This window comes from Exiguobacterium sp. BMC-KP, assembly GCF_001275385.1.
Taxonomy (GTDB): domain Bacteria; phylum Bacillota; class Bacilli; order Exiguobacteriales; family Exiguobacteriaceae; genus Exiguobacterium_A.
This window is the reverse complement of the sequence record NZ_LGIW01000014.1, coordinates 254270-274043: the sequence shown is the minus strand read 5'-3', so window position 1 is coordinate 274043 and position 19774 is coordinate 254270. Positions and strand designations below refer to the sequence as shown.

The window sequence follows — 19774 nt, the reverse complement described above, 5'->3', positions numbered from 1 at the left end:
AGGTACTTTCCGGATCAATTCCGAAAAGTACCTTTTTATCGTTCGACGGATTGATCACGGTGACATGTGATTCCGGCTCATTTTGTCTTAGCGATCTAAACTATTCCCATGGTCTTGCTTAGCGATATCATCCGAGTGATGTTTCGATTGACGGTGCTCTTCACCATCTTGCGTTGCATCATCGTTCTTTTCCTCACGCTCTGTTTCCGGACGACGGAAATCATCGTCCCGACGCATCGCGATATCTGGTTCTCGGTTACCATTGAGTTTTTTTGAATGATCGATCGCCTGCTCGTCTTGCGGCATCTTATCGGTACCCGCACGATGCAAATCGATTTCCGCATGCTCTTCCTTTGAATCTTTATCGACGTCAAGCGGGTTGCCTGATCCAAGTTGTGCGTTAGAATTGGCATCCGATGACGTGTGTGTCTCTTCACCACTACCGTAGCGAACCTTGACATCGGGATGTGTATTGTCTGTATTTAAATGTGGATCGAATTGGATGTCTTGAACTTCAAGTAGAAGAACAAATCCTCCGCCCTCGACTTCTGTCTTTCGTTGTTCGATCTCATTGTCTGATAAATCGAGTGATGCAAATAGATCATCGACCTCTTGATCGCGTCCTTTATTTCCACGAATCCGGTCAATCCAAGATGGTTTCGTCGTCGCGATTTCTGCATCCATCTGACTACGAACGAGCGCGATGTTCGATTTTTCCTTAACGATGACGTAAAAGTCTTCCTCTCGGTGTCCTTGAATGTGTAGTTCGTCCATTTTCGAGATCAGTTCTTCTTCTGAATAGAATGTTCCGACATATTGTTTCGTTTTCATGGATGTTCTCCCCTTATCGACACGATTTGTCATGCGTCACTTCTATAAGGAGTATTTCCTCTTTTGCGTTAAAATATGCCAAAAAACATGCGTTCCGTTAAAACGTCATCTGTTTGACATGAAACGATCATTCTCCAACGAGTTTCAACCCAATCGTCGCGCTCAAGACGAGACCGATACAGACGAGCCGTTTCCAGTCTTTTGATTCGTTATAGAGCACCATACTCAGAATCGCACCACCGGCTGCTCCAATTCCTGTCCATACCGCGTACGCCGTTCCCATCGGTAAGTCATTCATCGCCAGCGTCAAAAATAGAAAACTAAGTCCGAATCCTGTTCCCATCAACAGTAGATTCTTCATATTCTTATTTTGATTGAATGTATTGATCAATACGACGCCAAACATCTCAAAGATCCCGGCAATGATTAAATAAATCCAACTCATGCTGATTTCTCCTCTCCACTGACTAATTTCAGACCGATGACGCCGACGAGTAAGACGGCAATCAATGCTAGTTTCGTTACGGAAGCTGCTTGACCGAACAAGACGATGTCCGTCACGACCGTTCCTGCTGTTCCGAGACCAACAAAGACGGCATAGACCGTTCCGACTGGTAAATGATTACTCGCTTTAATCAGGACTGTAAAACTGACGATGATACAGATGATCGTCGCTCCCCACTCGAGTGGTGTTGCTGCATGTTTTAACCCGATGACCCAGCCGACTTCAAAACAAGCCGCGAGGATGATCCCAATCCAATACTTTGCCATAGTAATTGCCTCCTAATAGATAAATTCAAATGAAAAAGCCCGGGAGTAAGCGAGACGATTCGCTTTACTCCCGGGCTTTTATCCCTCCGTTGCATGGACAAATGCCCATGTTCCTCCCTCGGTCCAGCCGTACGGAACCCTAGAGGATACTCCCTATTCCATTCGATACAATCACCCTAGCACGCCCTTTTTCCGATGTCAAACAGGAATTCGTTCTCGATTTGTCTAATAGAATCAAAGTGACTTCATCTGAAAGAGGAGGATGCTGCATGCGTTATAAAATCAATGATCAACTTCGGATTCGTCGTTTTACACCAGAAGATGTAGAAGCGGTTCACGCCTATGCATCACAACCCATCGTCAGTCAATTCCAGGCATGGGGACCGAATACAGAAACCGATACGAAACAATTCCTACATGATGCGCTTGAAAGTGAACTCGAGACACCAAGACGTCGTTATGTCTTTGCCGTGACGTTTCCAAGTGACGTCGTCATCGGTGCTGGTGAGCTCGTCATCACTGACGTTGAGAATAAAATCGCCGAAATCGGATACGTCCTCTCACCAGATGAATGGGGGAATGGATACGCGACGTCGATTGCCTCCTTCCTTCTCCAATTCGGATTTGAAAAACTAGAATTACACCGAATCACGGCAACGTGTGACCCACGCAACGTCGCTTCCGAACGCGTGCTGCAAAAAGTCGGCATGACGAAGGAAGGGCAGCTTCGCGAAACGGTCTACCTCGAAGACCATTGGCGGGATTCCTTGATTTACGGCATGCTCGACTGGGAATGGCAAGTCGATCACGAGGAAAATCACTAACATTTGATTTCAAACGATGTGCCTCGGCATATCGTTTTTTTATGACCAATGACTAATCTCCTATTTTTTTGATTTTTATCAATTTTTAAACAAGCACATGCTACACTATTTATAATGACAATTTTTAAGAATTGGAGTGAACCTCTTGATGAAAAAATGGACTGCTCATGTTGCTGGCCTTGCCGCAACGTTGATGTTGAGCTCGGTTTTACCTGCACCCGCTCTCGCGGAATCACCTTCTGCTCAAGAGACAGCAGAAACGCAAACGGTCACAGAGACAACTGGAACAGCTTATTTGCAAGAGGACACAGCGCTATTACAAGCTGCCGACTCTACAGCAATCATTCAACAGTTACCAGCAGGCACTACGGTTGAAACATTGGGAACAGATGGTGACTTTACACGCATCAGCTGGCAAAACGGAACAGCATACATCGTTACCTCTGCTTTGGCAAAAGAAGCACCTGTCTTTCAAAAACAAGAGACTCTCGTTTCGAGCAGTCTACTCTCTCTTGTCGCTTCTCCTTTAGACGCTACAATCGTTGCGACAGTTCCTGCCTATCAACGGGTGGATACATACGGCATATTCGAGCAGTTTACTCGCCTAAAATGGAATGACCGCTATGTTTATGTCCCGACGAATCAATTGGAAGCACTCCCAAAAGCGACCGGCACATCCTATGCAAAACGCGCAACAACTCTTTTTACGGAACCAAGTACTACAAGTAAAAATACACCTATCACTCTAAATCAAGCCTTCAAGACATACGGCTCAACAGGTAACTTTACACGCGTCGAGACAACAACTGGTTATGCTTTTATTCTAACTGCTGACTTAATAGACGTAATTCATCCTGAAAGTGGACTGCGTTACGTTCAGCAACAGACAACAGCCTATTCGACAGCAACGACAAAAGGAAGAGTTGTGCAATCACTTTCTATCAACACCCCTCTTCAAACCTATGGAACAGAAGGTATGTTTACTCGAATTAAAATAAAAGACGATTATGCCTACGTGTTAACAGCACATCTCGGAACGTTAAAATATTATTCACAAACCGCTCGTCTCTATGTTCAACGTCCGACACCGATCTATAGTGCACCGAATGCTTCCGGCTCCATCATCGATCAACAAAAAACAAATACCTTATTAACAATCTATGGTAAAAGTGGCGTCTACAGTCGAATTATTTTCCGCGGAGTCCATGCCTACGTTAAAACAGCTGATCTCGGTAGTGGAAAAGTCTATGCATCAACGGGGACACGATACGCGAAACGCAACTTGTCCGTCTATACTTCTGCTTCGACGAAGAGCAAAATTATGTATTCTGTTAAACGGGCTGATAAACTAACGATTTACGGAACGAGTGGCAGTTATACGCGACTAAAAAAAGGCTCGATCTACGGTTACGTCAAGACGAGTGATCTTGTCACGAAAAAACCAGATCTGTATGACATCACCGGTCAACGTTACGTGACAGAGGACGACGTCGTCATTCGGTCACAGGCAAAACTATCGGGTAAAAAAATCGGTACGTTGAAAAAAGGAAACTCGATCACTATCTATGGAAAAAGCGGTTATTTTACACGTGTCAAATATAACAATATCTTTGGTTTCGTCGATTCGAGTCGGATCGGACTAAATAAACCAAAAGCAAAAGCGAAAAAAGGGACGACGTTTTATGTGCATTTGGACCAGACTCCCCTCTTCTCCGCTGACGTCGCTTACAGTCGTCCCGCTGCCTATTTAAAAAAAGGAACAAAGCTGATTGGTCTGAAATCAATTGATGATGATTTTTGGCAGATCCGTTTAGCAAGTGGGCAAACCGGCTATGTCCTCAACCCTTATATCAGTACGAGTAAACCCGATATGCGTTTGACACAAAAAGCAATCAACCGAACGAAAATCTATACCATCAAACAGACGACTTCCTTCTTCGCAAGTCCGACAAGTCCAAAAGGCAGCGGTCTCGTTGAACAAGGCAAACGCGTTTATCCGCGTCACCGAGTCGGAAACTTCTACGTCATCCAGTCGGGCTGGACACCTGTTTATCTTCCGGTATCCGCTGTAACGATCACGTCCGATAAACGGGTCGTCAAAAAGAATAATACGCGTGGCGAAAAATTAATCCAAGCAGCCGTCCAACATATCGGTACACCTTATACATGGGGATCGCAAAATGCCGTGAACGGTGGCTTCGATTGTTCCGGTTTGATTCACTACGCGACAAATAAGGCTGGAAAATACGGTGGTCGGACGAACGTTCGTGGCTACTGGTACGGTGCGTTCTTTACAAACCAACGGACGAGCATCTCAAGCGGTAAACGCTCAGATATCGTCTTCTTCCAAAATACGTATACGAAAGGCCCATCGCATATCGGGATCATGCTCGATAGTGAACATTTCATCCACGCCGGCGGTTCACAGCTACAAATCAACTCGATTTATGAACCACGTTGGCAGGAGCACTTCCTCGGCTTTAAATCAATGTGAGACAAAAAAAGACGAATCCGTCGATTTCGGCGGGTTCGTCTCTTCTTATCGCAACACGTCAGAATGTCATCTCGACGTATTTCGTTACTTGTCGGTCCATCAAGTATAACTCGATTTGTTCGCGGTATGCTTTATAGTGGTCGGATGCGATATGTGCTTCGAGCGCCTCTTCGTCACGATACACTTCATACAACATGAATTGATGCTCATCCTCGATCGATTGATGCAAGGAATAGCGCAAGCATCCTTCTTCTTTTTGTGAGGCATGATAAACCGTTTGTAAAATCGGGAATACTTGATCCGCGAGTCCTGCTTTGATTGTAAGTACAGCGTTAACGACGATTTCTCCCATGTTTCATTATCCCCTTTCGTGATTACCTGTATCTGTACCCATTTTCACGAAAAGACACACGTCAAAGGAGCTTGAAGATGCAAACACAACTTTTTGAAGCACTTGAACAATTCGAACCAACGATGATCGCGTTACGCCGTGATTTCCACCGCCATCCGGAACTATCCTTCCAAGAAGTCCGCACACCAGAACGGATTGCTGCTTTTTACGCGGAACGTGGCATTCCTCATCAAACAGCCGTTGGAGGTCGCGGAGTCGTCGCGACGATCGAAGGCAAACAACCTGGTCCAACGATTGCTGTCCGCGCCGATTTTGATGCCTTACCACTCCAAGAAGAGACAACGCTTGCTTTCCGGTCGATCCATCCTGGTGTCATGCATGCTTGTGGACATGATGGTCATACGGCGATGGTGATGGCCCTTGCTGCTACACTCTATCCGTTACGCGATCAATTGCAAGGAACAATTCGAATCATTCACCAGCATGGGGAAGAGGTCTTTCCCGGTGGTGCGATTCAAATGATTGAAGGTGGCGTCCTCGAAGGGGTCGATGCAATTTTTGCGACACATCTTGAAAATGATTTACCTGTTGGCACGATTGGTTTTCGGGAAGGACATACGCTATGCGCCATCGACGAATTCGAAATCATCGTCCACGGTCAAGGTGGACATGCTCAAGCACCACATAAAACAAAAGATGCGCTTGTCGCCGGTGCACAGCTTGTCTGTAACTTACAACACCTCGTCAGCCGACGGGTCGATCCGTTTGAGCCTGCCGTTCTCGCAATCGGTTCTTTCCATGCAGGAACGGCACCAAACATCGTTACGGGTGAGGCACGCATCGTTGGGGAAATCCGAACGTTTAACGAGACACTGCGGCATCAGCTCCGACAAGAAGTCGATCTTGTCGCTAAAACGACTTGTGCTGGCATCGGTGCTTCGTATTCGATTGACTTCACGACGGGTTACCCCGCGCTCTGGAATCATCCGGATGAGACAAAACTCGTTCAGGAAGCTGCTGCTTTCTTGCCGAAAGCATCTGTTCGAGCACTCACACCGATGATGGCGGCGGACGACTTCGCACATTATCTAACGCATGTCCCGGGAAGTTACTTCTTTACCGGCTCCGGATATACGGATGGTCGCGTCAATTATCCACAACATCATCCGCAGTACGAAATCAACGAACAGGCGCTGCTGGTTGGTGCGAAAACACTCGGAGCGACCGTTTTACGTGCCTTAAAACCTAAGGATTGACTTTATTTCTTATGGAATGGTATCATCACAACAATGATAACGAATGACATCAACTTCATATACCCTTATCAAGAGTGGACCGAGAGATCTGGATCGATGACGTCCCAGCAACCTGCGCATAGCAAGGTGCTACGACCAGCAAAGCGAAAGCTTTGGTTGATAAAAAGCGGCGACTCCTTTTGCAACCAAGCGAAGGAGTCGTTTTCGTTTTTCTCGCTGTCAGACATACAATGGGAATTTCCCACGGAGAGGAAGAGACGGATGGAAAAAGCAACATTTGCAGGTGGATGTTTTTGGTGCATGGTGACACCATTTGAAGAATTACCAGGAATCGAGGGAATCGTATCAGGTTACATGGGCGGTCACGTCGATCATCCGACATACGAGCAAGTAAAAACAGGAACGACAGGACATCTCGAAGTCGTCCAAATCACGTTTGATCCAAGCCTATTCCCGTATGAGCGTTTACTTGAACTCTACTGGCCACAAACGGATCCGACGGATGCAGAAGGTCAATTCCAAGATCGCGGCACGCAGTACGCACCAGCAATCTTCTATCATACGGATGCGCAGCATGAAGCAGCAATCGCTTCTCGTGACGCTCTTGCCGCAAGCAATCGTTTTAAACAACCGATTGTAACGCGGATCGATGCCGCTTCTGAATTTTATCCAGCGGAAGAGTACCACCAAGACTTCCATAAGAAAAATCCAGAACACTACAAAAAAGATCGTGCCGCCTCTGGTCGTGATGCCTTCATCGAACAGGAATGGAAAGATACGACGACGGTTTAATCTAGCCTTGAACCATATAAAACAGCTGAACTGACTTCAAACATTTCGCTTATTCTCACATCTACTTTTGCAAGAGGTGAATGAGAATGAACGAGTATGTCAATGGAGTCAGTTTTTGTATGGAAACTAACAGCTCTTTCCTTTGTCGTTACCCTCACATAAATTTGTAATCGTTTACAAAAAGAAGTTTTTGATTTACGGTTAACAAAAGTTAACCGGTTAAAAAGGAGATGATTGGATGGAACAAAAAGCGATTCACATATTAGAGAACTATGAACAGTTGAAGGTAATCAGTGATCCGTTACGAACAAAAATCCTCATGTTTCTCGTCGAACAACCGCATACGGTGCATCAGTTGGCCCACTTGCTGACGTTATCGCGCGCAAAGGTCCTCTATCACGTGCGGGAACTTGAAAAGCATGACTTGATTCGCCTCGTTCGGACAGAAGAACAAGGTGGAAATCTACTGAAATACTATCAAGCGATTGCTCGAGGATACATTCCTGCTGATCATCTTCTGAACTTCGTCGAGACGAAAGAAGCGACCCGACAATCGTATCTTGAGGTACTAGACCGAGCAAAGACACGCGTCCTCACCGCTCCGACAACTGCTTTTTCTCCTGTGTCTTCAAACGTCGAAGACTGGATGAGCTTATCGCTCCAAAAAGAACTGACGATGTCTGAATCCGACTTTCAACGCTTTGCTACAAAGTATCGTGCTTTATTAGAAGAGTTCACACAATCCCCATCTGACGAAAAAGATCGAAAACACTTTTACATCATGACGACTGCTTTTTCGATTGAGGAACGATTGTTTGATCGCGACGACGTCTAATCTGGAGGTATATGATGCTACATGTTGAAATGAATACGGAACGATCCCTATTTAAAAATCGCGCCTTTTTGTTTTTATGGGGATCCGGCATGTGCTCCGCCCTTTCCCTCTCAACCTATCTGTTTGTTGAACAATGGTATGTCATCCATACGTTAAACCAGGCATCCTTTCTCGGACTCGTCCTAATGGCTACCTTGTTACCTCGTATTTTTTTAATGTTGTTCGGTGGCGTTTTATCTGATCGCTATAAACGTTCGACGATCATGCGCATCTCAAGTAGTCTGCGGATCAGTTTTATTCTTTGTCTTCTCATGTTACTTCATACCGATCAGCTTACATTGCTAACGATCTTAGGATTCGCCTTTTTATTCGGCAGTGTAGATGCATTTTATTCACCCGCGAATGCTTCTTTACTGCCTACACTTGTTCCAAACGAACAACTTACTAAAGCTAACTCCTTGATTCAAACATCAAATCAAATCGCGCTCTTTTCAGGTCCAATTCTTGGCGGAGTCATTCTCAGCTATTCTTCTTACTCATACGTCTTTCTTGTAATCTTCGGGACCCTCTGTCTGACGCTCCTCTTCACGTATGGGATTCGTGAGGCTAAGACTAAGCGAGCACTCCAGCATTCCGCTCTATCTGAACTAAAAGAAGGGCTTCATTACGTTCTACACTTTCAGCAACTCAAGCAGACACTTTTTCTCATCATCTGCGTCAATTTCTTTTTCTTCGGACCGCTCTTACTCGGAATTCCCTTACTCGTTCATGATGTGCTTCAAGGAGACGCGATGGATTTAAGTTACATGCAAGGGGCTTATCAAATGGGAATGCTTGGTGGTGCGCTTTCGATTGGTTTTGTCCAGACGAAAGTAAGTGGGATTACCTCATCGGTTCGATTGATTGGCGCATTAGGTCTATTCCTTTGCTTACTTAGTCAAGTCCAACAGATTTGGTTGTACTTGACTCTTCTTCTATCACTCGGTGCCCTATCTTCCATCATCAATATTCGAATCATTACATCCATCCAGTCTCAGTGTGCAGAACAAATGATGGGACGCGTCATGAGTGTCGTCAATGCATCGTCCAACGGTCTTGTTCCATTATCTTATGCAGTCCTCTCACTTCTACTGTCATTTCATATTTCGATCACGACGATTATGTTGTACTGTGGTCTTCTTATCCTTGTTCTATCACTCTATTTCAGAAAACGCATGATCCAAACAAAAGACTAGTCAAAAAAAGACAGTGGATTTGAATTCCACTGTCTCCATTTAATTACGAAACACGTTCTACTTGATCCTTTGCCTGTTGTTCCGGCGCCACGACTTGATACCGTTTCAAGACGAAGATCCCACATACCATGACGGCGAGACCGACGAGCTGACCAAACGATAAGTCGATTTGCGGTAAACCAAACCACCCGAACGTATCAACGGCGAGGGCAAAGCTCAACTGCGAAATCAGCACGACAGAAATCGCGACGGATGGACCAAGTAACTGAATCCCGCGCATGACGCAAAAGACGACGCCGACACCGACAAGTCCACCGAACCAATAGAGCGGTGACACGTTTTGAATCTGTCCAAGTGTTCCACCACGAAACAAAACATACGTAACGCTTGCTCCGATGAAACCGACGAAGAAAACCAGCGTTGTCGTCGCCCATGCCCCGAACGCATCACTCATCCGAGCATTCAATACCGTCTGTAAACTGATTAACATCCCTGCCAATACGGCACACACGATGCCCATTACCATGTTCGTTCCTCCTTACTCATAACTGTTACCGTTCGCCTTCTCGCGAATCCGTTCCAAATCGACGATGATAATCTTCCCACGTCGTCGAATAAGAATTTCTTCCTCACATAACTTCGTGATGATCCGGTTGAGATGGCGATAACTTGTTCCAAGCCAGTCGGCGACGTCATGTAGGTTCGACGTCCGCATCTCCTGATAAAATAAACTGTCACTAGCTTCAGATGCGATCGACAACAAATACCCTGCAAATCGTTCCTCGACTGTATACAACACATGGTGCGACGCTGATTTTGAGTCGGCATACCATTTCGCTGTAATCGTTCGTAGTAAAAATTGCAGAAAGACATTCGTCGTATTGTGCTCGCGTAAAATCGCATACGGTACGCTCAACACCTCGACATCGGTCACCGCTTCGACCGTATTCAGTACTTCCCGTTCATTGATGAATTCGGCGTCACCGATCACCGTTAGGGGTGTTTTGAATCGTAAAATCCGTTGTTTCCCTTCTGACGAAGCAGCAGAAATCTTGACCTTGCCTGCGACGATGAAGTACATCCGGTCGATCGTCGCACCTGTCGTACAGAGGAGTTCCCCTTTTCGGAAGGTTTCTTGACGTAACCAAGCGCGTGTCTCTTCCGTTAAAATCGTATCCAGTCCATATTGTTGGATGACGGTTTCCATGTTCGTTCCCTCCCTTTAGACAAGTGAGAAAATCGCAACTCCTGCAAGCATGAGACCCACACCAACCCACTGACCACGATTTCCTTGTTTTTTTAAGACACCGAACCATCCTTTTAAATCAATCAGAAAGGCACATAAAATCTGCGCGACGAGTAATAAACACATTGCCCATGTCATGCCGAGCGTTTGAATCGCTGTTAATTCCGTCACGACGACTAGCACGCCAATCAGTCCACCGCTCGCATAAATCCACGGTAACTGACGGAATCCACCAATCTTTCGATCTCGTACGAAGCTATAAATGGCTAAACAACCCATCAGACCAACAAAATGGACGATCAATACAGATAACCACGGTCCGACGCCTGTCGCAAGGCGCGCATTGAATATGCCTTGCAGGGCGATGAACAGACCGCTCATCAAAGCAAACACGACTCCTTGCACGTCATCTCCTCCTTTAATCTCTACACTAGAGTAGACCCTATTCGTGCCTCACTTGAAAAGGACAAATGTCCCATTTTCAAAAAAACATAAAAAAACCCGCTTTCCGCAAGCGGGTTTACGGGTCATCACTGTATGTTCATGTCGCAAAACGAGCAGTCGTCCGCTTCAGCTGTTCCTCTGCTTCCGCCATCATGCGCGTAAACAACTCGGCAACAGTTGGCACATCACGAATCAAACCGGCAACCAGTCCAGCGTTGACATATCCTTTCTCCTCATTGCCTTCAAGAGCTCCCTTTATGTGATACGACTCGTTCGTCTGATCGAGAAACGCAGAAGGTGTCTCGGCTGTGAGCTGTTCGACATACGGACCATCAAGGACACGTCGGACAAATCCAACGGAGCGCCCGATGATGCGTGTATCGGTATCTGTCGCATCCGTTAAGCGCGATTTATAAGCTGTATGGACCTTGGCATCTTCCGTCGCAATCAATCGTGTTCCGAGTTGGACGCCGGCAGCGCCAAGCAACAGAACAGCTGCTAGTCCACGCCCATCGCCAATCCCACCCGCTGCAAGAACCGGAATCTTGACCCGGTCAACGAGCTGCGGAATCAATGTGAGTGTCGTCAACTCGAGCGGGGAATTGATACCTGCCGCTTCAAATCCTTCCGCTACGAGTACATCAGCGCCTGCCTGTTCTGCCTTCAACGCCTGTTTGACTGAGGCGACGACCGCAATCGTTTTGATGCCAGCAGCTTGTAGTCGCTCTATGTATGGTGCCGGATTTCCTGCCGATAAGGAGACGACCGGAACCTTTTCTGCAAGCGCGAGATCGATCAGTGCTTCCGTACAAGGAGACACACGAATTGCGATGTTCAAGGCAAATGGTTGTTCCGTCAGCGTTCGTGTCTCCTGAATCCGAGACGCTACTTCCTCGACAGACAACGTACCACACCCGAGCGTTCCGAGTCCTCCGGCATTCGACACCGCTGCCGTGAGTGCTGCATGACTAATGTTACCCATCCCTCCTTGGATTAAGGGATAACGAATCTTGAATAGCTCACAAATCGGAAACATATCTTTCCTCCGTTCTCGACTCCCACTGCATGATATACTGACAGGGAATGAATAGTAGTTCATCTTATCCTAGAAATGAGGTCGTTCTGTTATGAAGATTCCGTATCAATCGATTCATCCGAACGTAGCATCTGATGTATTCATCGCTCCTGGCGCTTATCTGATTGGAGACGTCACGATCGGTTCCGAGTCCACCGTCTGGTTCAACGCTGTCTTACGCGGTGACGAAGGACCGATTACAATCGGCAAACGCTGCAGCATCCAAGACAATGCAACGATCCATCTGTATGAAGGGGCACCCGTCGTCATCGAAGATGAAGTGACGGTCGGACATAATGCCATCTTACATGGCTGTAAAATCGGACGTCGTTCCATCGTCGGAATGGGGGCAACCGTTCTTGATCACGCAGATATTGGTGAAGAATGCATCATCGGGGCGAACACATTGATTCCATCCGGAAAAGTCTTCCCACCCCGTTCGCTGATCATCGGCTCACCCGGTAAAGTCGTGCGCGAACTGACGGAAGCGGATCTTGCGATGATTCAGGAGTCGATTGATTCCTACGTCGATAAAGGATATGCCTTCCGAAATATCCTCGCAGGATCAGCTGAACAGAACACATCTGAATGACACGAATGCGGGGCGGATCGCGTGATCCGTCCCGCTCTTTTGTATATCATCGTTCCGCAAACAGTGGGTGTTCTGTTGCATCATACGAAGCACTGCGTTGTGACACATCGTGTGTCTCTTCAAAGATTGATTCAAAGAACCGGCTCGCTGGTTGCGCAAGCAGACGGTAATATTGCTCAAACAACAGTGCCGCATGGTGTCCGCTCCAAGCATCCGGTAACAGTTCTTGCGGGAGTCCCGGATCCGTGAAGAGGAACTTCCGGTACTCATGTACGAGCATCGTCCGTTCAACGAAACACTGCTCATCCGTCATTTCTCCTAGTTGGAGCTGACTCTGATGGACGATGTATTGCCGGCTGTAATCCGTGATGAACGTCTCGTAACGTTCCTGCAATTCCTCCAGTGGAAAAGCGCGCTCAACAAGAGATTGATCTTGTTTTGGACCGTGGTATTCACCGACGAAGAAATCGACATACTCTTCGATTTCGTATGCTTCAATCAATCGTTCTGCCTCTTTCTCAAGCGGATTCGGCGAAATCCAGACCCCGTTTGATAAGTTACCAAACCCACTCCACGTCAGTTCTTTACGGAGCTCGTCGCGAATCTGTCGCTTATCTTCTGGAATCGTATACATCAGCGTTCGCCACTTCCCGTCCCAGTCATGTGGTGTTGATTTATAGATTCGGCGCGCTGCTTCTTCCATCCGTTCCACCCCACGCGGCGTCAACGAATAGAAGCTTTTACTCCCTTGCTTCTCAGAGACGAGCCAGCCTTGTTTGACCATCCGAGATACTGCGACCCGGACCGCTTGTTCGTTATGTCCAAACTCTTTGACGAGTCGAATTAAACTCCCGACCCAGATTTGATTGCCGTAATGACGGATATAATCCCCGTAAATCGTAAAAATCATTGATTGGGTGTTCGCACTCATGGTATTCACTCTCTCTTCAGTCGTTCATAGTGTGTATCGTTAGTATACGGGTTATTTCAAACCTCGACCATCCTCATCTTCCTTCAAAGCGTGGTGGTCGTTTTTCAGCGAAGGCTTGTAGCGCTTCCTGACGATCGGCGGTCGGGATGACAACTTCATAGGCTTCCGTCTCGAGTTGTAGTCCTTGTTCGAGTGAGACATCCCGTCCTTGATCAATCGCTCGCTTTGCTTGGCGTAAGGCGATGGGACCGTTTTGCAATATCTGATTGGCAAACTCAAGACAGGTCGTCATCAGCGCTTCCCGAGCGACGACAGCGGTCGCGAGTCCGTAACGTTCTGCTGTCATCGCATCGATTTTTTTCGCCGTGAAGATCAATTCCTTTGCTCGTGTCTCCCCGATCAGTCGTGGCAAGCGTTGTGTTCCACCGGCTCCTGGAATGATTCCGAAGCTAGTCTCTGTCAACCCGACGAGTGCATCCTCAACGAGAAAGCGGAAATCACAGGCGAGAATCCATTCAAAGCCACCACCGAGCGCGTGCCCATTGACGGCAGCGATCGTCGGTTGGGGTAATTGTGCAATCGACGTGAAGACGTTGCGAATCGCAAGGACATTACGTCGAACTTCTTCCTCATTCAAATGTACGCGTTCCTTTAAATCAGCGCCGGCACTAAATGCTTTACCCGTTCCAGTAAACAGGACGACCCGTGCTTCCGAGTCGATTGACAACGCATCGACTTGTTCCTGTAAGGCGACAAGCGTCGGATAATCGAGACAGTTCAAGCGTTCTGGACGATCGATCCGGACAATCGCAATATAGCCTTCTCGTTCTAGGTGAATCATACGAGTCCCTCCCGATCGACGACGACTGCGATCCCTTGTCCAACTCCGACACACATCGTGGCAAGACCATACGTCCGGTTCGTCCGGCGCATCTCATGCAATAGCGTCGTCAAAATCCGCGCTCCACTTGCACCGAGCGGATGACCGAAGGCAATCGCTCCGCCATTGACGTTGACTTTTTCGCTCGGTAGACCAAGTGCTTCAATACAAGCAAGACTTTGAGCCGCAAACGCTTCGTTCAACTCAATCTGATCGAGCTGTTCGACCGTCAACCCTGCCCGTCTAAGGACTTTTTCCGTCGCGTCGATCGGTCCGATGCCCATGATGGCGGGTTCAACGCCTGCTGTCGCACTCGCTCGGTAATATCCAAGCGGTGTCAAGCCGAGTTCGTTTGCTTTTTCTTCACTCATCAATAACAGCGCCGACGCCCCATCGTTGACACCAGATGCATTTCCCGCTGTCACTGTACCGTTCGGGAATAAAGGACGAAGCGTCGCGAGTTTCTCGCGTGTCGTCTCAGGGCGTGGGTGTTCATCTTGATCAAAGATGCTGACGTTACCTTTTCGGTCCGTTTGCGTGACCGCAACTAGTTCTTCCGTAAAGCGCTGTTCCTCGATGGCTCGTTTTGCGCGTTGCTGACTCTCAAACGCAAAGTCATCCTGCGCTTCGCGTGAGATGCCGTACTGACGGGCGACGTTCTCTGCTGTCTCCGGCATCGAATCCGTCCCGTATTTATCTGCTAAGCGATCATTGACGAACCGCCAGCCAATCGTCGTATCATACATCGTCTGATTGCCACGCGGGTTGGCTTGATCCGGCTTCGCGAGGACGAACGGTGCACGTGTCATGCTTTCCGTTCCTCCAGCGATATAGATATCCCCTTCACCTAACGCAATTCCGCGAGCGGCAGCGATGACAGCATCGAGTCCGGATCCACATAAGCGATTGATCGTCGTACCGGCGACTTCGACCGGTAGACCAGCCAGTAGTCCGGACATCCGAGCGACGTTCCGGTTATCTTCCCCCGCCTGATTCGCGTTGCCGAAAATGACTTCCTCGATCGTTTTCGGATCGACTTGCGGATTGCGCTTAAGCAACGCTTCGATGACACGTGCCCCTAAATCATCCGGACGAACTTGACGCAACGCGCCATTATAGCGGCCGATCGGTGTCCGAACGGCATCGATGATGGCGACACGTTTCATGACGTCACCTCACGATTCGTGTAGTCGTAGACTCCGCGACCTGTTTTACGACCGAGTCGACCAGCTTTGACATACTGTTCGAGCAATGGTGCCGGACGGTATTTTTCGCCGAGCTTCTCATGGAGATACTTTAAGTTGTGGAGCCTTGTATCGAGTCCGACCAAGTCCCCGAGTTCAAAGGGGCCCATCGGATAATTTAATCCGAGTTTGATCGCTTTATCGATCTCTTCCGGTGTCCCAAGCCCTTCTTGCAACATATAAAAGGCTTCATTTCCGACAAGCGCACTGATGCGCGAAGTCACAAACCCAGGAAATTCACGGATGACGACCGTTTCCTTTTGCATCTGACGCGCCACTTGCTCTAAGGCAGCAACCGTCTCATCCGACGTCTCAAGACCACGAACGAGCTCGATCAATGGCATCAAATGAACCGGATTGAAGAAATGCATCGCCATGACCCGGTCTGCGCGGTTCGTAAAGGACGCAATTTCCGTCGGACTCATCGTCGAAGTGTTCGTCGCGAAATAACAGTCCGGACGCGCATTGGCTTCTAGCGTCTCAAAGACTTGCTGTTTGATCGTCAGTTGTTCCGGTACCGCCTCAATGACGAGATCTGCTTGTTGTGCAGCTGTTGCTAAATCCGTCGACAAACTTAGCCGATCGAACAGTCCCTCGACTTCGTTCGCGGACATTTTGCCTCGCGTGATACCTTTCTCCGCGATGCGTTCGAGTTCTTGATACGCACTTTCAACATACGCTTCTTTAATATCAACGAGTGTCACCTGAAATCCGCGGTGTGCGGCAACGTACGCAATGCCACGTCCCATGACACCGGATCCGACGACGACGATTTGTTCTACCATCTGATTTCCCCCTTATCCCCTGTGTTGTTAAAAAAGGCTGGACTTCCCGACGGAACTCCAGCCTTCCCTCTTGCTTATAGTCCGAACGGATTGAGTGGACGACTGCCGTAATACGACAAGATACTCTTCGTTTCTGTGTACAGATCAAGTGTTTCGATACAGAGTTCACGACCGAAGCCTGATTGCTTATACCCACCAAAAGGTGTGCCTGGGAAAGCAGAAAACGGACAGTTGACCATGACGATACCGGCTTTGATTTGGTTGGCAACGCGCGTCGCTTTTGCGCCGTCTTTCGTCCAAACCGCTGACCCGAGACCAAACGATGTATCGTTCGCTAAACGAATCGCTTCTTTTTCGTCTTTAAACGGCATGACGACGACGACCGGTCCGAAGATTTCTTCATTGACCGCTTTCATTTCATGCGTGACGTCCGTGATGATCGTTGGTGCGTACCAGAAGCCTTTTTCGTATCCTTCTGGTGCTGAAGCGTGACCACCTGTGACGATTGTCGCTCCGTCTGCTTTCGCTGACTGGACGTATCCATCGATGACATCGACTTGTTGTTGGTCGATGATGGCTCCAACGTGTGTCCCTTTATCAAATGGATTGCCGAGAACGAGTTGTTTTGTTTTTGCGACGAATTGCTCCATGAACGCTTCGTAAATATCCTCGTGAACGTAAAGACGTGAGCGTGCTTCACACGATTGACCACTGTTGTAGAAGATTCCGAACAACGAACCATCAACGGCTGCTGTCACATCTGCATCTTCAAAAACGATGTTCGGTGATTTTCCACCGAGTTCGAGTGTGACTCGTTTTAGTGTTTCCGAGGCACGTCCCATGATGTCTTTTCCGACTGGTGTCGAGCCCGTGAAAGCGACTTTATCGACGTTTGGATGTTCGACGAGATGGTTGCCGATTTCGCGTCCTGAGCCTGGGATGACATTGACGACACCTGCTGGCACACCAGCTTCTAAACAAATCTCACCGAGAATGATCGCTGTTAATGGAGTCAACGTCGCTGGTTTGACGACGACCGAACAACCGACTGCGATTGCTGGTGCGACTTTCCAAGCTGCCATCATCAACGGATAGTTCCACGGGATGATTTGCGCACAAACACCGACCGCTTCTTTTTCTGTGTAGTTATGGAATTGTCCCGGCACGTTATTGACGACACCGCGATGACCGACGATCGCACCTGCGTAGAACTCAAAGTCTTCAATTGCTTGCGTGACTTGTCCTTGCGCCGCTGCTAATGATTTCCCTGTATCGAGAATCTCGAGTTCGACGATTTCGTTGAAGCGGGAACGCATGATGCTCGCAATCTTATTTAAGATTTGCGCGCGGCGTCCGACCGGCCACATCTTCCACTTTCCGTGATCAAACGCATCCCGTGCGGCTTGAACGGCACGATCAGCGTCTTCCTTCGATGCTTTTGCAACTTCCGCAATCACTTCACCTGTTGCCGGATTATATGTTTTAAATGTCTCGCCTGTTGCACCTTCGACTTGTTCGCCGTTAATGAGCAAATGATAGACGGACCGTTTCATTTCAAGTGTTTTTTCATGTACTATCGACATTGTATTCACTCCTGTTCCTGTTGATTGAAAATCGGTGGGCGTTTTTCGAGAAAGGCTTGCATACCTTCTGTTTGATCGGCTGTTGCGAACAACAGATAGAAGTTCCGACGTTCGTGCTCCATGCCATCTTGTAACGATAAATCAACGGCTTTGTTTGCTGCGTCCTTGATCAGTCGTAACGCCATGCTCGGCTGGTTCGATAACCGCTCTGCCATCGCAAGCACCGTCGCTTCGACGTCCGTCGTCACTCGATTGATGATGCCAAGTCGTTCTGCTTCGTCTGCCTGCATTCGATCACCCGTGAAGAGCCATTCGAGCGCCCGCGTCCGACCGATGCATTTCGTCAAACGTTGCGTCCCGCCTGCTCCTGGCATGACGCCGAGTCCGACTTCTGGAAAGCCGAACTGAGTCGCGGGATCGGCATAGATTAAATCACAAGCGAGTGCGAGTTCGAAACCGCCGCCGAGAACAAAACCGTGGACACCTGCAATGATCGGCTTTTTGATTCGGCTGATCCGATCCCAGTCCGCGAATGGATCGAGAAGTTCCATCGAGATTGGTGTCGCCTCGAGCATCTCCTCGATATCGGCACCTGCCGAAAACGACTTTCCGTTTCCCGTCAAAACGATGACCGTCACCCGATCCTCGCGGTCAAACGTCTCCATCGCCTCGACGATTTCGCGGACCATCGTCCGGTTCAGCGCATTGTATCGTGCCGTCCGGTCGAGCCGAATTCGACCGATCCGACCAACCGTTTCCGTCTTAACGTACTGTTGTGTCGGCATGGACATCTTCACCAATCATCAATGTGACGAGATCCCCCGCAAAGCTCATCAAGTCTTTCCCTGACGCTTTTCCTTCAAGAGAACGCATGCCAGCTTGCATCGCTTCCTGACTTTCATAGACCATCTCGCACATCAAGTAGTACTTTCCGTCTCCACCCATTGGTGACCCGACGATTTTCGTGACGTTCATTTCTTTTAGTCCTGGAATTTTTGCTGTTAACGGACCATGGACCTCAAAGTAATGCTGATCGAATGCTTCCTTGTTTTCCGGGTGTTTGTAAAGTGCGATTAATTTTGCCATAGTGATTACCTTCCTTCACATGAGAGTAGAGACGGGTTTCATCGCCTCGAATGGATTTTTACATGATTTACAGTAGAGAATACTTCGACAAGCGGTCGGTCCGAATAAGTTTTCCATCGTCACATACGTCGATCCACAATACGGACAGTCGATTTCCCACTTCCCTTGTTCGAATCGAGGGGGTGCGATGCCGAATGCCTTCAATCCTTGCATTCCTTGTTCTGTGATCCGGTCTGATGTCCACGGTGGATCAAACCGGAACTGGACGTCGACCTGTTTGACGTTTGGAATCACCTGCAAGGCAGCTTCGGTATTTTTTTTAATGATTTCAAGCGCCGGACAACCGAGAAACGTTGGGAGAAGCGTGACGTGCACTGTGTAGCCATGCGCCGTCGCTTCCGCGTCCATCGTCTCGACCATGCCAAGATCTAAAATACTGACGCTATCGATTTCTGGATCCTTCACCCCGTTCAGGGCTTCACGGATCGCATGTTGAAGTGTCGTCGTCATGCTTCCCT

Annotated in this window: 23 protein-coding genes and 1 riboswitch; of the genes, 7 read left to right on the top strand and 16 right to left on the bottom strand. The window is 48.2% G+C overall.

Annotation, left to right across the window (positions count from 1 at the left end; all coding sequences use genetic code 11):
* Positions 1–87: 87 nt before the first annotated feature.
* The 3 genes from ADM98_RS05315 to ADM98_RS05305 form a co-directional block, all read right to left on the bottom strand.
* Positions 88–831: a general stress protein gene (locus ADM98_RS05315; protein WP_053452571.1), complete on the bottom strand. Its 744-nt coding sequence runs from the start codon at positions 829–831 to the stop codon at positions 88–90.
* Positions 832–958: 127 nt separating this feature from the next.
* Positions 959–1276 carry a DMT family transporter gene (locus tag ADM98_RS05310; protein ID WP_053452570.1) on the bottom strand — a complete coding sequence of 106 codons (318 nt, stop codon included), beginning with the start codon at positions 1274–1276 and terminating at the stop codon, positions 959–961.
* The gene (locus tag ADM98_RS05305; RefSeq protein WP_053452569.1) at positions 1273–1602 is read right to left on the bottom strand and encodes a DMT family transporter; all 330 of its coding nucleotides are present in this window, start codon (positions 1600–1602) and stop codon (positions 1273–1275) included. Before ADM98_RS05305 ends, ADM98_RS05310 begins: the two co-directional genes overlap by 4 nt.
* A gap of 269 nt (positions 1603–1871) precedes the next feature.
* Here ADM98_RS05305 and ADM98_RS05300 point away from each other — a divergent pair, with 269 nt between their 5' ends.
* Entirely contained in the window at positions 1872–2426 is a 555-nt protein-coding gene (locus ADM98_RS05300; protein ID WP_053452568.1) for a GNAT family N-acetyltransferase, read from the top strand.
* Between the two features lie 148 nt (positions 2427–2574).
* The gene (locus tag ADM98_RS05295; protein WP_235504833.1) at positions 2575–4920 is read left to right on the top strand and encodes a C40 family peptidase; all 2346 of its coding nucleotides are present in this window, start codon (positions 2575–2577) and stop codon (positions 4918–4920) included.
* Positions 4921–4978: 58 nt separating this feature from the next.
* On the opposite strand, the gene ADM98_RS05290 is transcribed toward ADM98_RS05295, so the two are convergent.
* Positions 4979–5272 carry a putative quinol monooxygenase gene (locus ADM98_RS05290; protein WP_029340705.1) on the bottom strand — a complete coding sequence of 98 codons (294 nt, stop codon included), beginning with the start codon at positions 5270–5272 and terminating at the stop codon, positions 4979–4981.
* 77 nt (positions 5273–5349) lie between these two features.
* Here ADM98_RS05290 and ADM98_RS05285 point away from each other — a divergent pair, with 77 nt between their 5' ends.
* From ADM98_RS05285 to ADM98_RS05270, 4 genes are all read left to right on the top strand, one after another.
* Positions 5350–6528: a M20 metallopeptidase family protein gene (locus ADM98_RS05285; protein WP_053452567.1), complete on the top strand. Its 1179-nt coding sequence runs from the start codon at positions 5350–5352 to the stop codon at positions 6526–6528.
* Between the two features lie 62 nt (positions 6529–6590).
* Positions 6591–6694: riboswitch (SAM riboswitch) on the top strand.
* Positions 6695–6789: 95 nt separating this feature from the next.
* A complete protein-coding gene (gene msrA, locus ADM98_RS05280) occupies positions 6790–7320 on the top strand; it encodes a peptide-methionine (S)-S-oxide reductase MsrA (RefSeq protein ID WP_053452566.1) in 531 nt (176 codons plus the stop codon).
* 238 nt (positions 7321–7558) lie between these two features.
* On the top strand, positions 7559–8155 hold the full coding sequence (locus ADM98_RS05275; RefSeq protein WP_053452565.1) for a winged helix-turn-helix domain-containing protein: 597 nt from the start codon (positions 7559–7561) through the stop codon (positions 8153–8155).
* Between the two features lie 11 nt (positions 8156–8166).
* Positions 8167–9390, top strand: a complete 1224-nt coding sequence (locus tag ADM98_RS05270; RefSeq protein WP_326933861.1) for an MFS transporter — start codon at positions 8167–8169, stop codon at positions 9388–9390.
* A 43-nt stretch (positions 9391–9433) separates the two neighbouring features.
* Here the strand turns inward: ADM98_RS05270 and ADM98_RS05265 are convergent, their stop codons facing one another.
* From ADM98_RS05265 to ADM98_RS05250, 4 genes are all read right to left on the bottom strand, one after another.
* Complete coding sequence (locus ADM98_RS05265; protein WP_053452563.1) at positions 9434–9916, bottom strand: DMT family transporter; 483 nt, start codon at positions 9914–9916, stop codon at positions 9434–9436.
* A 12-nt stretch (positions 9917–9928) separates the two neighbouring features.
* A complete protein-coding gene (locus ADM98_RS05260; RefSeq protein ID WP_053452562.1) occupies positions 9929–10597 on the bottom strand; it encodes a Crp/Fnr family transcriptional regulator in 669 nt (222 codons plus the stop codon).
* Between the two features lie 15 nt (positions 10598–10612).
* On the bottom strand, positions 10613–11041 hold the full coding sequence (locus ADM98_RS05255) for a DMT family transporter (RefSeq protein WP_053452561.1): 429 nt from the start codon (positions 11039–11041) through the stop codon (positions 10613–10615).
* Between the two features lie 136 nt (positions 11042–11177).
* Positions 11178–12116, bottom strand: a complete 939-nt coding sequence (locus tag ADM98_RS05250) for an NAD(P)H-dependent flavin oxidoreductase (RefSeq protein ID WP_053452560.1) — start codon at positions 12114–12116, stop codon at positions 11178–11180.
* A gap of 91 nt (positions 12117–12207) precedes the next feature.
* On the opposite strand from ADM98_RS05250, the gene ADM98_RS05245 reads away from it, so the two are divergent.
* Positions 12208–12747, top strand: a complete 540-nt coding sequence (locus ADM98_RS05245; protein WP_053452559.1) for a gamma carbonic anhydrase family protein — start codon at positions 12208–12210, stop codon at positions 12745–12747.
* 46 nt (positions 12748–12793) lie between these two features.
* Here the strand turns inward: ADM98_RS05245 and paaX are convergent, their stop codons facing one another.
* The 8 genes from paaX to paaD form a co-directional block, all read right to left on the bottom strand.
* Positions 12794–13678: a phenylacetic acid degradation operon negative regulatory protein PaaX gene (gene paaX / locus ADM98_RS05240; RefSeq protein WP_053452558.1), complete on the bottom strand. Its 885-nt coding sequence runs from the start codon at positions 13676–13678 to the stop codon at positions 12794–12796.
* Between the two features lie 73 nt (positions 13679–13751).
* Positions 13752–14519, bottom strand: coding sequence for an enoyl-CoA hydratase-related protein (locus tag ADM98_RS05235; protein ID WP_053452557.1), 768 nt, complete (start codon positions 14517–14519; stop codon positions 13752–13754).
* Positions 14516–15724: an acetyl-CoA C-acyltransferase gene (locus ADM98_RS05230; RefSeq protein ID WP_053452556.1), complete on the bottom strand. Its 1209-nt coding sequence runs from the start codon at positions 15722–15724 to the stop codon at positions 14516–14518. Before ADM98_RS05230 ends, ADM98_RS05235 begins: the two co-directional genes overlap by 4 nt.
* Positions 15721–16587, bottom strand: a complete 867-nt coding sequence (locus ADM98_RS05225; RefSeq protein ID WP_053452555.1) for a 3-hydroxyacyl-CoA dehydrogenase — start codon at positions 16585–16587, stop codon at positions 15721–15723. Before ADM98_RS05225 ends, ADM98_RS05230 begins: the two co-directional genes overlap by 4 nt.
* Positions 16588–16661: 74 nt before the next feature.
* Positions 16662–18170, bottom strand: coding sequence for an aldehyde dehydrogenase family protein (locus ADM98_RS05220; protein ID WP_053452554.1), 1509 nt, complete (start codon positions 18168–18170; stop codon positions 16662–16664).
* A gap of 5 nt (positions 18171–18175) precedes the next feature.
* The gene (locus ADM98_RS05215; protein ID WP_053452553.1) at positions 18176–18955 is read right to left on the bottom strand and encodes an enoyl-CoA hydratase/isomerase family protein; all 780 of its coding nucleotides are present in this window, start codon (positions 18953–18955) and stop codon (positions 18176–18178) included.
* Positions 18933–19256 carry an EthD family reductase gene (locus ADM98_RS05210; RefSeq protein ID WP_053452552.1) on the bottom strand — a complete coding sequence of 108 codons (324 nt, stop codon included), beginning with the start codon at positions 19254–19256 and terminating at the stop codon, positions 18933–18935. Before ADM98_RS05210 ends, ADM98_RS05215 begins: the two co-directional genes overlap by 23 nt.
* A gap of 15 nt (positions 19257–19271) precedes the next feature.
* Entirely contained in the window at positions 19272–19766 is a 495-nt protein-coding gene (gene paaD / locus ADM98_RS05205; RefSeq protein ID WP_053452551.1) for a 1,2-phenylacetyl-CoA epoxidase subunit PaaD, read from the bottom strand.
* Between the last annotated feature and the right edge of the window lie 8 nt (positions 19767–19774).